This window comes from Marinobacterium zhoushanense (assembly GCF_014641945.1).
GTDB classification, from domain to species: domain Bacteria; phylum Pseudomonadota; class Gammaproteobacteria; order Pseudomonadales; family Balneatricaceae; genus Marinobacterium_D; species Marinobacterium_D zhoushanense.
This window is the reverse complement of the sequence record NZ_BMIJ01000006.1, coordinates 389461-403303: the sequence shown is the minus strand read 5'-3', so window position 1 is coordinate 403303 and position 13843 is coordinate 389461. Positions and strand designations below refer to the sequence as shown.

General features: G+C 58.8%; 8 protein-coding genes. 4 read left to right on the top strand and 4 right to left on the bottom strand.

Annotated features, from left to right (window positions below):
- Nucleotides 1–183 precede the first annotated feature (183 nt).
- Together IEX40_RS16025 and IEX40_RS16020 are read left to right on the top strand one after the other, a co-directional pair.
- Nucleotides 184–3051: a cache domain-containing protein gene (locus tag IEX40_RS16025; RefSeq protein WP_188750074.1), complete on the top strand. Its 2868-nt coding sequence runs from the start codon at nt 184–186 to the stop codon at nt 3049–3051.
- A 10-nt stretch (nt 3052–3061) separates the two neighbouring features.
- The gene (locus IEX40_RS16020; RefSeq protein WP_229680801.1) at nt 3062–3778 is read left to right on the top strand and encodes a response regulator transcription factor; all 717 of its coding nucleotides are present in this window, start codon (nt 3062–3064) and stop codon (nt 3776–3778) included.
- Here IEX40_RS16020 and dsbD read toward each other — a convergent pair whose 3' ends face one another.
- Nucleotides 3779–5683: a protein-disulfide reductase DsbD gene (dsbD, locus tag IEX40_RS16015; RefSeq protein WP_229680800.1), complete on the bottom strand. Its 1905-nt coding sequence runs from the start codon at nt 5681–5683 to the stop codon at nt 3779–3781.
- A 278-nt stretch (nt 5684–5961) separates the two neighbouring features.
- On the opposite strand from dsbD, the gene IEX40_RS16010 reads away from it, so the two are divergent.
- Together IEX40_RS16010 and IEX40_RS16005 are read left to right on the top strand one after the other, a co-directional pair.
- Nucleotides 5962–7029 carry a 3-deoxy-7-phosphoheptulonate synthase gene (locus IEX40_RS16010; protein WP_188750072.1) on the top strand — a complete coding sequence of 356 codons (1068 nt, stop codon included), beginning with the start codon at nt 5962–5964 and terminating at the stop codon, nt 7027–7029.
- Between the two features lie 95 nt (nt 7030–7124).
- On the top strand, nt 7125–8027 hold the full coding sequence (locus IEX40_RS16005; protein ID WP_188750070.1) for a DMT family transporter: 903 nt from the start codon (nt 7125–7127) through the stop codon (nt 8025–8027).
- A gap of 242 nt (nt 8028–8269) precedes the next feature.
- Here IEX40_RS16005 and IEX40_RS16000 read toward each other — a convergent pair whose 3' ends face one another.
- The 3 genes from IEX40_RS16000 to acnD all read right to left on the bottom strand — a co-directional run bounded on the left by IEX40_RS16000 (nt 8270) and on the right by acnD (nt 13755).
- Nucleotides 8270–9655, bottom strand: coding sequence for a diguanylate cyclase domain-containing protein (locus IEX40_RS16000; RefSeq protein WP_188750067.1), 1386 nt, complete (start codon nt 9653–9655; stop codon nt 8270–8272).
- A 244-nt stretch (nt 9656–9899) separates the two neighbouring features.
- Nucleotides 9900–11078 carry a 2-methylaconitate cis-trans isomerase PrpF gene (gene prpF / locus IEX40_RS15995; RefSeq protein WP_188750065.1) on the bottom strand — a complete coding sequence of 393 codons (1179 nt, stop codon included), beginning with the start codon at nt 11076–11078 and terminating at the stop codon, nt 9900–9902.
- A 70-nt stretch (nt 11079–11148) separates the two neighbouring features.
- A complete protein-coding gene (gene acnD, locus IEX40_RS15990) occupies nt 11149–13755 on the bottom strand; it encodes a Fe/S-dependent 2-methylisocitrate dehydratase AcnD (protein WP_188750063.1) in 2607 nt (868 codons plus the stop codon).
- Between the last annotated feature and the right edge of the window lie 88 nt (nt 13756–13843).

Genomic DNA, 13843 nt, shown 5'->3' with positions numbered 1-13843 from the left:
AGGGAGGGGTCGATAGGCTGGACTCTAGGGCAGGAGTTTTTCGACACTTTTTCGCAAATCTTACGAAATGTAACGCCTGGCTTTGCCATATGACAAAGTGAGTTAATATGGCTCAATCAGGCAAAAAAAGCTCAGGGCTCACCCAGCCCCGAAGCAACTACAATAACCGCCTCGGATACAGACGTGCTCAAGTCAAATCTGACACAACGTTTTCTACTGGTCATTTTCGCCATCATCGCGGCGATTATCGCGGCCTTCTATCTCTACTCCGTACCGCTGATTAAAAGCAAAGTGTTCGAGATCGAGCGCAATGCCAATCACATCGCGCTGAACAACGTGTTTGAGCTGGCAGCCAAGATGCACTCCAGCTCACAGGAGTACCGGGAGCAGGTGCTTGAGTCCCATCGCCAGCGGCTGCGCGCCGTTGTCGACTCGACGGCATTTTTTTTCTCGCGGCAGTACGAGCTGGCGCGGAAAACAGGCATGAACGAAGAGCAGGCTCGCCACTACATTTTCCAACAACTGCGCACCCTGACCTATGGCGAAGGCGACTATGTCTGGATCGTGGACGAGTCCTTCACCCTGGTATCGCACCCGGACCCCGCCTATCAGGGGCGCAGCACCTATGAGCTGGTCGATGAGAATGGCCAACTGATTATTCCTCCGGTGATCGACGCCGCACTCGCCGACGGCGAAGGTTTTTACAAGTATCGCTGGAGTCGACTCAACGAAAAGCAGAAGCAGGAAAAGTTCTCCTATGTGAAGTACTTCCCCGAGTGGCACTTTGTCATCGGCGCCGGCGTCTACATCGACGATGTAGAAGCGGAGGTGGCCGCTCGGCGGGAAGCGGCCCTCACCGAGCTACGCGACGCCTTTGCCGGAATCAAGATTGCCGATACCGGCTATCTGTTCATCTTCGACAGCAGCGGGCGCATGCTGGTACACCCCAACCGGAACATTGACGGCTCGATCTTTCATACGCTGAAAAACCCCGTCACCGGCAACACCATCATGCAGGACCTGATCTCCGTCGCCGACACCGGCAAGGAGCTCTACTACAAGTGGGACAGGCCCACCGACCCTGGCAATTACAGCTATGAAAAGGTCTCTCTGGTGCGTTACCTGCCGGGATTCGACTGGTACATAGGCTCAACGATCTATCTTGAAGAGCTGCAAGCCAGCTCCGAAGTACTGGCCGATCGCATCCTGGTGATCGCCACCATCGCACTGCTGGCCGCGAGCCTTCTCGCCTTCGTATTCGTCAACATGGTCACGCGGCCGATTCGAAAGCTCTCCGAAACGGCTGTGCGCATCAGCGCTGGCGAACTGGACGCAACAACCCAAATCCGACGCGACGATGAGATCGGTGTGTTAGCCGGCGCCTTCGACCGCATGGTCGACCGGCTGCGTCAGAACATCGCCCTGCTGGATGACAAGGTTAACGAGCGCACCCTGGAGCTTGATCAGCGCAACCAACAGCTGCGACAGGCGATGGATGAGATCAGCGCGGCAAGCCGCAACCTGAAGCTGCTCGAAGAGCGTCAGCGCTTGATTCTTGACGCCCTGCCGGCGCAGATCGCCTATGTCGATAACCAGCAGCGCTACGTGTTTGTCAACGAGGGCTATGCCAGCGCCTTCGGTCTCGCCAAATCGGAGGTGATTGGCCGACATCTGAGCGAGATCGTCGGTCCAAAGATGTATGAAGATATCCGTCCCCAGGTTGAGAAAGCGCTGAACGGCACCTCAAGCACTTTCGAGTATCCATTGGAGATCGAAGGCGAGAGGCGGATCACCAAGCGCACGCTGATGCCGTTCGACCCGGAGCCGGGCCGCGTGCTGGGCCTGATCAATCTATCCCTGGACATCACAGCAGAGCGTGAGGGGGAACGCCGCCTCCAGGCCGCACAGCGCATGCACACCGTGGGTCAGATTGCCGGTGGCTTGTCCCATGATTTCAATAACCTGCTTTCGATACTTCAAGGGAATTTGCTCGCCATTCAAGACAACCCGGCAACGCCCAAGGAGCTATTGCGCCACATCGAGCCGGCCATCCGCGCGACCCGTCGTGGCGCCGACATCACCCAGCGCCTACTGGCCTTTGCGCGGCGCCAGCCGCTCTCCCCCAGCCGCATCGACCTGAACGCGCTGATGGGCGACTGCCTTGCCCTGATCGAGAGCTCACTGCCGTCGAATATTATCCAGACATTGGTTATGGACGAGGAGTTATGGCAACCCCTGGCCGATCCCGGCCAATTGGAGGATGCGCTGGTCAATCTCGCCTTTAATGCCCGGGCTGCCATGCCCAAAGGCGGTGAGCTGCGTATCCATATAAGCAATCGCAGCGTTAGCCAAACCCTCCTCCTCGACGAGCAGGTGGCACTCGGTGACTACGTTGAGATTACTGTCTGCGATACCGGCTGCGGCTTCAGCCAGGAGGGGATGGAGCGTGCATTCGAACCCTTCTTTACCACCCGCAAAGTGGAAAACTCTTCTGGCCTCGGTCTGAGCATGGTGTATGGCTTTGTCAAACAGAGCAACGGTTATATCGCCCTCTCCAACAATACTGACGGTGGCGCGTGCATCACCATCCTGCTGCCGGCTGATCGTCAACTCACCGAAGTCCGGGACCTTGCCGATAGCGAAAACGGCTCCAGCACAGAGAGAGGCCTGATACTGCTACTGGACGATGAAGATGACCTGCGCGAGGTTGTTCGCAATCAGCTATCCGGACTCGGCTATCAGGTGATCGAGAGCCGTGAGCCTAAAGAAGCCTGTGAATTGATCGATACCCTGCCGGAACTGAACGGGCTGGTCAGCGATATCGTGATGCCGGGAGATCTAAACGGTTTCGACGTGGCCCGCCAAATGCGGCGGCAGCATCCAAAGTCAGCGGTCGTGCTGATCAGCGGTTTTGCATCTCGGCACGACGAGCGCCCAAGCGATTGCAGGCCGTTACCGCTATTGCGCAAACCCTTCAGCCGCGAACAACTCGGTAAAGCCCTTCAAAGCGGTGAGGCGCGCACACCCCTTATACAAGAACAAGAGAGATAGAGAGACTAAGGTGCAGAAAAAACTGATCTACATAATCGACGATGAAGCCGACATCTGTGACCTGATCTCAACCGAGCTCCATCGGCATGGGTACGACACACGCAGCTTCCAGACCGGCGCACAGGCGACTCATGCGCTTAACCGCCGAAAACCCGATCTCTGCATCATCGACCTGGGCCTACCCGACATGGATGGTATCGCGATCGTACGCCAGCTGTGCGACTCGCTTGGTCTTGGGGTCATCATTATCTCGGGGCGAGACAGCACCAGCGACAGAGTACTGGGCCTTGAATTCGGCGCCGACGATTACCTGATCAAGCCCTTTGACCCCCGAGAGCTGGTAGCCAGGGTCAACAGTCTGTTTCGTCGTCTGGAACATATAGAGACCGCGGCAACACGCAGTGATAAAGCGCGCAAGGCCGCCTTCGCCGGCTGGCTGTTCGATCCCAGCACACTGACGCTGAATCATCAGGAACGCAGCAAGAGCGAGATACTGTCCGCTGCAGAAGCCGCCCTGCTCACGCTGCTGCTGCGCTCAGCTCGGCAGATTCTATCAAGAGACCAGCTGCTGCAGGGATACGCCGACCCGTTCGACCGCAGCATCGACGTACGCATGTCGCGAATTCGCAAGAAGATTGAACAGGACCCGCGCCACCCTACTATCATCAAGACGGTCTATGGCGCCGGTTATATCCTGACTGCGGAGGTGGATTGGATCAATGACTGATCAGAGCGTGGCGATTCGCGTTAGAAACTCGTTCGGCTCAACGAAACCGACCATGGTCATTTCCGGGCGCGGCTGGCCCGACCCATCGACAAAAAACAGCACCGGTGGTCCAAACACCTGATAGCGCTGATTAAGCGCCTTCGACTCGTCATCATTCGCGGTGACATCGACTTTGATCAGTTTGACCCCTGCCAACCGGCGCTGAACCTCGCTGTCGGCGAAAGTGACATACTCCAGCTCCACGCAACTGACGCACCAGTCGGCATAGAAATCCAGCATCACCGGCTGCCCCGCTTCCGCCGCCTGTCTCAGCAGTGGATCCAGTTGGGTGATGCTGGTGACCTTGGTAAAAGGCAGCTGTGCACTGACACCGGCGGCATATCCGGACTGCGTAACCTGGGATCCCGCCAGCCCCTGCAGCGGATAGAGCAGGCTTCTGCCGCCTGACAGCAGGCCGATCAGCAGTGCTGCACCGTACACCAGCAGAATCATGCCAAGCCCCTTCCAGAGCCGATGCCAGCCGCCGGTGTGCTCACCCAGGCGTTCGAACACATTGAGGTAAACAGCGCTGATGATCAGGATAATGCCGATCATCGCCATGGTCACTTCCACCGGGAGGATACGATCCAGCATCCATACCGCCATCAGCAGCAGGATGACACCAAACGCGGCCTTGACCCCCTCCATCCAGCTGCCGGCCTTGGGCAACAACTTGCCGGCTGATGCCCCAACCAGCAACAACGGCACGCCCATACCGAGCGACAGCACGAAGAGCGCGGCACCGCCCAAAACCGGATCACCGGTCTGGCCAATGTAGATCAGCGCACCGGCCAACGGCGCCGCCATGCAAGGCCCAACGATCAGCGCCGATAACAAGCCCATTATGGCCACCCCCAGCACAGACCCACTCTTCTGATGAGCGCTGACTTCGCTGACGCGGCTTTGCAACCACCTGGGCATCTGCAGTTCATAGAAACCGAACATGGAACAGGCCAGCAACACGAACAGCAGGGCAAAAATCGAGATCACCCAAGGGTTCTGCAGTGCAACCTGGACATTGGCACCGAACAGCCCGATCACGATACCGGCAACGGTATAGGTCAGCGACATCGCAAGGACATAGACCAGCGACAGCAGGAAGGCGTGCAGTGTGGTGATCTTGTGACCGTGGCCAACGATGACGCCGGACAGGATCGGAATCATGGGAAACACGCAGGGTGTCAGTGACAGCGCCAGCCCGGCCAGAAAGAAAGCGCCGAGGATCGCAGCCAGCGAGGTACCGGTAAGCAGGCTCGCAAAACGGTCCTGCTCACTGACCTTTACCGGCGCATCGGCGTTGGCACCGACAGCTGTAGCCTGTGAGGGTGCCGGAGCGCTCTCTTGTTCCGTACTACCTGGCCAGCTCAATCCTGCCGCCGCAATCAGATCGACCACTTCCAGCTTTTCGGTTACCGGCGGATAGCAGATACCGCCCTCCCAGCACCCCTGGTAGGTCACAGTCAGCTCACCCCGTTCGCTGCCCGATGTTGAACCCAGCAGCAGGCTGACGCGCGCTTCGTCGTAATAGACCTGGACCCGGCCGAACAGCGGGTCATCCTTGGGTTTGGCAGGCGCGTCGCGCCGATCGACGATCGCCACCCCTTCACCAGGTGTGACGACCACCTTATCTTGATACAGGTAGTAGTCGGGCTCGATCTGCCAGACCAGGTCCAGCTGTCCTGGCGCTACACTATCAAGGCGCAGCACATAGGCTTTATCGACCGGAAGCGGCTGGGTGCTGTCATTGACGAGTGAATCGAACAACCCTGCCTGCACAACCATAGGGCTGAGCAGGGTCATGCCGAAGACAATCACCCCCAGCATTCGGCACAACAGAGAACGGCCAGTACCTAGCAGCGCACGCAAACGGATCTTCCTTCTTTCGCCTGACAATATGGATGACTGTATGACCTCGGGAACAACAACCGGTTCGACGTTAACCCGGCTACCCGGTGGGCAAAGTGTACCATCGATAATCCGGCACAGCAGTGAGACAGATTGCCGCAGCACGAGAATTACGACACCAAGATGCACTATCCGGCGGGATTAGACCCTTGAAGACCTGTAATAGCGCCACGGATATGGTAAAAAGATCGACCTTGGCGTGAGTAGACGCCTTACCCTATTGCCGTCAGGACAGGACAATGACAGATAAACGCGTAGAAGACCTCAATGTAGAATCGAACACGGCACTGGTAACTCCGGATCAGCTGAAGGCGAGTCAGCCGATCACCGAAAAGGCTGCCGAAGTGGTGATGAATGGCCGTCAGGTGATCCGCGATATCCTCGATCACACCGACAAGCGCCTGCTGGTCGTCGTCGGCCCCTGCTCGATCCACGACCCGGAAGCCGCACTGGAGTATGGCCGCCGTCTAAAGGCACTGGCGGATGAGGTCAAGGATACGCTGTATCTGGTAATGCGCGTCTATTTTGAGAAGCCCCGCACCACTGTAGGCTGGAAGGGCCTGATCAACGATCCGCACATGAATGACTCCTTCGATATCGAAGAGGGGTTGCATATCGCGCGTAAGTTACTGATCGACCTCTCCGAACTGGGGTTGCCGCTGGCCACCGAAGCGCTCGATCCGATCTCGCCGCAGTATATCCAGGATCTGATCAGCTGGTCGGCGATCGGCGCCCGCACCACCGAATCACAGACCCACCGTGAGATGTCTTCGGGCCTCTCCTGCGCCGTAGGCTTCAAGAACGGCACCGACGGCGGCCTCGATGTGGCGATCAACGCCATGAAGTCGGTTTCCCATCCGCACAGTTTCCTCGGCATTGACGCCCAGGGCCAAGTATCGATCGTGCGCACACGCGGCAACCGTTACGGTCACGTCGTCCTGCGTGGCGGCAACGGCAAGCCGAACTACGACTCTGTCAGCGTCAAGCTCTGTGAGCAGGCGCTGGAGAAGGCCAAGCTTAGCCAGAACATCATGATCGACTGCAGCCACGCCAACTCCAACAAGGATCCTGGCCTGCAGCCGCTGGTTGCCGAGAACGCTGCCAATCAGATCCTGGAGGGTAACCGCTCTATTATCGGCTTGATGATCGAGAGCAACCTGGAGTGGGGTAACCAGTCGATCCCGGACAAACTGGACGACCTGAAATACGGTGTATCGGTCACCGATGCCTGTATCGATTGGAAAACCACCGAGAACAGCCTCCGTGACATGAGCCGTAAGCTCGCGGACGTTCTGCCCAAGCGTTAAAAGCAGCGGGGCCGCTCTGTTGCGGCCCCCTTCCTCCCGCTGCTGTCGCGAACTCGTCGCTCAAACGGCACCTCAATATCGATTCGGATACACTCATGACCGCGTCAACCAGCCGTCAGCAAGGCATGTTGCTGGCCACCCTAGGGGTTCTTGTTCTCAGCTTTGACGCCCTGCTGATACGCCTTGTACAGGCCGATGGCACCGACGTTGGCGTCTGGCGCGGCACCCTGGTCATGCTCTCGGCTGGATTTATCTGTGTGTTACGGCGCCGCCATATTCGCTGGCCCGACACCCGTGGACTCTGGATCGGAGCTCTGGCGGCCACCCTGCTGTACGGGCTCAGCTCAGCGCTGTTCGTGTTTTCGATCAGCCATACCCAAGTCGCCAACACCGTCGTCATACTGGCCAGCTCCCCTCTTTTTGCCGCGGCCCTAAGCTGGATTCTGTTTCGCGAACCGACACCAAAGCGCACGCTGCTTGCGATATTAGTGGCGATAACCGGTGTGCTTTGCGTCTTCTATTCATCATTTGGACAACCAGGACAATTGGGCGACCTGTTGGCTCTGCTGCTTGCCGTGGTAATGGCTGGCGCATTGACTCTGCTGCGCAGGATGCCGGAGCTGCCACGCCTGCCGCTGGTCGCCGGTTCCGGCCTGGTTACCGCGCTGATCTGCCTGCCCTTCGCCGCCCCCTTCGCGCTGGAACCGGCAAGCTACGCCTGGCTGGCGCTGATGGGGCTGATTCAGATGCCCTTGGCATCGTTGCTGATATTCAGCTCGACTCGCCACCTGCCATCCGCAGAGGTGAGTCTGTTCCTGTTGATCGAAACGGTTCTGGGGCCGATCTGGGTCTGGTGGGCACTGGATGAGGCTTTGCCGGCCCCGACACTGCTAGGCGGCACACTGATTGTCGGCGCTATCGCGCTGAATGCGATCATATCGCTACGGCAACAACGACGGGGGCGGTCCGGACGCTCCGAACTGGCTGACGCATCGTGAATTTTTCTCAACAAATACCCGATAAAGCATCATTTGTCGCCCACGCCATTCGACCTTAGGATAACAACTATTCGGAAGGGGCGTGCATCCTGTCGTTGTTGTTGGGGTACACAGGCGGATGTAAGGATTCAAGTCCCGCGTTCCTTTCGGTTTTTTGCTTTTCCTTGCGTTTATCTCTAGTTATCGTATTGCCGTACAAATGTGCGGCATTTTTTTGCCCGGCGCACGCCTCACCAGTGATGTCAGTCAACCAGGTTTTCGCTTACCACTGCCGCTGATTTCATCTCCGCCTTGCGCTCGTACATCCGGTCATCCGCGACCATGATCAGCTTATCGACGGTGGCCGTATCCTTGGGATAGATTGCAACACCTATTGCCGCTGAAATATCGATCGTCACATACTGGTATTGGAATGGCGCTCGCAACGCGGCTTCGATCTTCTCGACCACGGTCTTCGCCGCTACCACAGACTTCACACCCGGTTGCAGTACCATAAATTCGTCGCCACCGGTTCGCGCCACCGTATCGGATGAGCGTACGGTATGTATCAAGCGCCTCCCCACTTCTACCAAAACCGCATCTCCGGCAACATGTCCATAGTTGTCATTGATCGCTTTAAAGCCATTGAGATCAATAAAGTAGAGTGCGAAATTGATTTCCGTACGCTCATTCAATACGGCAAGCTGGGTCAGCCGCTCGATCATCAACCGCCGGTTGGGCAACCCCGTCAGATGATCATGCATCGCCTCTCCCTTGCTGGCATGGTAAAGCCTGACCAGAATTACGAGCAGAACTGACAATACGGCAAGGAAGCTATAGCCCACCACACGCGCTACCTGTGGCCCCATCCAATACGAGCCCACAGTGCTATCGGGTAGAGCCGCAATGACCCAGTGACCATTCGGAAAAAAGATCTTCATCTTGGCGATACCCTGGGTGAACACCTCCTCGGCGCCATATACCATCTCGCCCTGTTCACCCAAGCCATCGCGCCCCTTTATCGCAACGCGGTAGCCGGACACCTGATCCTTGATACCGGCCGACCTGAACATCGACTCCGCATCGATCACCACCGATGCCAGCCCCCAGTAACGCGACGTCTGCTCTGAATCACCGTGGGTAAAAATGGGCGTGCGGGCGATAAGCCCCAAGCCGCCCTGCACCAGCGTAAGCGGGCCTGCGAGAACCATCCCCCCCTTATCGATCGCCTGCTTGACCGCCGGCCACTGCTTGGGATTTTGCTCATACTCCAGGCCCAGCGCCGCCTCGTTGCCGTGCAGCGGATAGACAAAGCGGATCACGTTGTCCGGCGCCAAACCTATGTTGCGCACATGCTCGGTTCCACGCACGATCTCGGCGGCGAGCGCATTCCACTGCTGTTGATCGGTTCGCGGCTGGACCGTGACGTAACTGATCAGTCCGCTGCTGAGATAGAGCACGCTGTTGATTTCAGATTCAAGCTGAGCACGCAGCTGCGATATGACGCCGAGCGCTTCGGTTCGCTGTAACTGGAAAGTGCGGTCGGTAACCACTTTCTGCAGGGATTCGGTAATCGCCGCACCGCCGAGAAGCAAGAGTGCGATGGCGATATAGGGAAGGAGCTGGCGTCTTTTTTGGCTTAAGTTCAACGGCAACCTACCCCCGTCCCAATGGATGCGCCCGGAATTCAACTACTGTGACGACTTGGCTACTATATTAACCGTTATCGCTTATCTCTCAACTAAAAAAGCCCGCAAGTGCGGGCTGGAATCTAGCCGGTAGAGCTGACAGGTACCCACCGGCAGCAGGGGAAAACCATTGGGTAAACGGCAGCCCCCCGAACATATCGGGAGATGATATCTCCCGTAACCCCTCCCGGGGCGCCATATAGGTCTAGAACACGTCTCCGGGGATACGTACCCATCCCTCCATCAGCACTCTAGCACTGCGGCTCATCACCGCCTTGGTTGCCGTCCACTCGCCGTTAACCACCTCTGCTGCGGCGCCAACGCGCAGGGATCCCGAGGGATGACCGAAGGTAACCGCGTCACGATCACCACCGCCTGCAGCCAGATTGACCAGGGTACCTGGCACCGCTGCAGCGGTCGCGATCGCCACCGAGGCGGTGCCCATCATGGCGTGATGCAGCTTGCCCATCGACAATGCGCGTACGCAGACGTCGATATCCCGGGATGAGATCAGTTTGCCGCTGGAGGCCTCGTAATCGGTCGCCGGCGCGACAAAGGCAATCTTGGGTGTGTGCTGACGGGCGGCCGCTTCCGCGATATCGGAGATCAGCCCCATCTTCACTGCGCCATAAGCACGCATGATTTCAAAACGCGCCAGCGCCTCGGCATCGGAGTTGATATCCTTCTGCAGCTCGGTGCCGGTATAGCCGATATCAGCCGCATTGAGGAAGATGGTCGGTATGCCGGCGTTGATCATGGTCGCCTTGAAAGTTCCGACACCCGGCACCTCCAGATCGTCTACCAGGTTTCCGGTGGGAAACATGGAACCCTCGCCGTCGGCCGGATCCATAAATTCAATCACCACCTCGGCAGCCGGGAAAGTGACGCCATCCAGCTCGAAATCGCCTGTTTCCTGCACCTGACCGTTGGTGATCGGCACATGGGCGATAATCGTCTTGCGGATATTCTTCTGCCAGATGCGCACGGTGCAGATACCGTTGTCAGGGATCCGTTCCGCATCGACGAAACCGGACGCGATGGCAAACGCGCCAACCGCCGCGGTCAGGTTGCCACAGTTGCCGGACCAGTCCACGAACGCCTTGTTGATCGCCACCTGCCCGAACAGGTAGTCCACGTCGTGATCCGGCTGGCTGCTTTTATCCAGGATCACGGTCTTGGAGGTGCTGGAGGTCGCACCGCCCATGCCGTCGATCTGCTGACCGTAAGGGTCGGGGCTGCCGATCACGCGCAGCAGAATCTTGTCACGCGCGGCGCCCGGCTCCTGCGCCACTTCGGGCAGATCCTGGCGACGGAAAAAAACGCCCTTGGAGGTGCCGCCACGAATATAGGTCGCCGGTATTTTTATCTGAGGTACATGAGCCATAACACGCTACCTTTAAACAACTGTCTGTTACGCCCCACTCCCCTCTGCGGGAGCGGGGCTAGCACCCTGCTTACGCTTGGCCAAGGAAGTCTTTGGCAAAGCGCTGCAACACACCGCCAGCGTTGTAGACACTGACCTCGGCGGCGGTGTCCAGGCGGCAGGTCACCGGCACTTCGACCACCTCGCCATTGCGACGATTGATCACCAGGGTCAGGTCGCCACGCGGTGAGATGTCACCCTTGATATCGTAGGTTTCGGTACCGTCGATACCCAGGGTCAGGCGGGTGGTGCCCGGTTTGAACTCCACCGGCAGCACACCCATGCCCACCAGATTGGTCCGGTGGATACGTTCGAAGCCTTCGGCCACAATCACCTCGACTCCGGCCAGACGCACCCCCTTGGCCGCCCAGTCGCGGGACGAGCCCTGACCGTAGTCGGCACCGGCGACGATGATCAGGTTCTGCTTGCGGTTCATGTAGGTTTCTATCGCTTCCCACATACGCATCTGCTGCCCTTCCGGCTCGACGCGGGCCAGTGATCCCTGAATCACCTCGCCGTTGTCATCACGGCACATCTCGTTAAGCAATTTCGGGTTGGCGAAAGTCGCGCGCTGAGCGGTCAGATGGTCGCCGCGGTGGGTCGCATAGGAGTTGAAGTCCTCCTCCGGCAGGCCCATCTTGGCCAGGTATTCACCCGCCGCGCTGCTTGCCAGAATGGCATTGGACGGTGACAGGTGGTCGGTGGTGATGTTGTCCGGCAGCACCGCCAGAGGACGCATCCCCTGCAGTGTGCGCTCCCCGGCCAGCGCCCCTTCCCAGTAGGGCGGACGACGGATATAGGTGGACATCGGGCGCCAGTCGTAGAGCGGACTCTCCGCCTGCTCTATTTCACCGAGGTCGAACATCGGGATGTAGACCTGCTTGAACTGCTCAGGCTTAACCGAGGTCGCGACGATAGCATCGATCTCCTCGTCCGAGGGCCAGAGATCCTTCAGCGTGACCGGATTGCCGCTCGTGTCGGTGCCCAGCACATCCTTCTCGATATCGAAACGCACGGTACCGGCGATGGCGTAGGCTACCACCAGCGGCGGTGATGCCAGGAACGCCTGCTTGGCATAGGGGTGGATACGGCCATCGAAGTTGCGGTTACCGGACAGCACGGCGGTCGCATACAAGTCACGGTCGATGATCTCCTGCTGGATCTTCGGGTCCAGCGCACCGGACATGCCGTTACAGGTGGTGCAGGCATAAGCCACGATACCGAAACCGAGCTTCTCCAGTTCCGGCAGCAGGCCAGCGTCCTCCAGATAGAGGCGGGCAACCTTGGAGCCCGGTGCGAAGGAGCTCTTGACCCAGGGCTTGCGCACCAGGCCCAGCTCGTTGGCTTTCTTCGCCAGCAGACCGGCAGCCACCACGTTACGCGGGTTGGAGGTGTTGGTGCAGGAGGTGATGGCGGCGATGATCACGGCGCCATCGGGCAGCAGGCCTTCGGCCTCTTCGGCTTTGGCAGCCGCCAGCTTCGCCTCGTCTGCGATACCGCGCTCATGCAGAGCGCTGGTTGGCAGACGACGATGTGGGTTTGACGGACCGGCCATGTTGCGCACCACGGTGGACAGGTCGAACTCCAGCACGCGCTCGTACTCCGCACCTGCCAGCGCATCGGCCCATAGGCCAGTAGTTTTGGCGTAGTTCTCGACCAGTTCAACCTGCTCCGGCTCGCGACCGGTCAGCTTCAAGTAGTCGATAGTCTGCTGGTCGATGTAGAACATCGCCGCGGTCGCACCGAACTCGGGGCACATGTTGGAGATCGTGGCGCGATCACCAAGGGTGAGGCTGGACGCACCCTCGCCGAAGAACTCAACATAGGCTCCCACCACACGCTCCTGGCGCAGGAACTCGGTCAGAGCCAGCACGATATCGGTCGCGGTAATACCCGGCTGGCGCTTACCGGTCAGTTTGACGCCGACAATATCGGGCAGACGCATCATCGACGGGTGGCCGAGCATGACGGTTTCCGCTTCCAGACCGCCAACACCGATGGCGATGACACCGAGGGAATCCACATGGGGGGTGTGGGAGTCGGTGCCGACACAGGTATCGGGGAAGGCCACGCCATCACGGGCCTGGATCACCGGCGACATCTTCTCCAGGTTGATCTGGTGCATGATGCCGTTCCCGGCGGGAATCACATCCACGTTCTTGAACGCGGTCTTGGTCCACTCGATAAAGTGGAAGCGGTCCTCGTTACGACGGTCTTCAATGGCGCGGTTCTTTTCGAACGCGTCCGGATCGAACCCTGCTGCTTCCACCGCCAGCGAGTGGTCGACGATCAGTTGGGTCGGCACCACCGGGTTGACCTTGGCCGGATCGCCGCCCTGCTCTGCGATCGCATCACGCAGACCCGCCAGGTCCACCAGCGCGGTCTGACCGAGAATGTCATGGCACACCACACGGGCCGGATACCAGGGGAAGTCCAGGTCGCGTTTGCGCTCGATGATCTGTTTCAGCGAATCGGTCAGTGCTTCCGGCTCGCAACGGCGTACCAACTGTTCGGCCAGCACGCGTGAGGTGTAGGGCAGTTTGTCGTAGGCGCCCGGCTGAATTGCGTCGACAGCGGCACGGGTGTCGAAGTAGTCCAGCGAACTGCCGGGAAGGGCTTTGCGAAATTCAGTATTCATAGCGTCGGGAATCCATCGTGTAGTGTGAGATGAGAATCCGGTTGTGCCGGACTCTTCCCTTGAGCGTTGTGGAGGCGGAGGCCCGATC

Coding starts and splice junctions, on each gene's coding strand:
- IEX40_RS16010 (WP_188750072.1), top strand. CDS start 5,962: ATGACAGATAAACGCGTAGAAGACCTCAATGTAGAATCGAACACGGCA.
- IEX40_RS16005 (WP_188750070.1), top strand. CDS start 7,125: ATGACCGCGTCAACCAGCCGTCAGCAAGGCATGTTGCTGGCCACCCTA.
- prpF (WP_188750065.1), bottom strand. CDS start 11,078: ATGGCTCATGTACCTCAGATAAAAATACCGGCGACCTATATTCGTGGC.
- acnD (WP_188750063.1), bottom strand. CDS start 13,755: ATGAATACTGAATTTCGCAAAGCCCTTCCCGGCAGTTCGCTGGACTAC.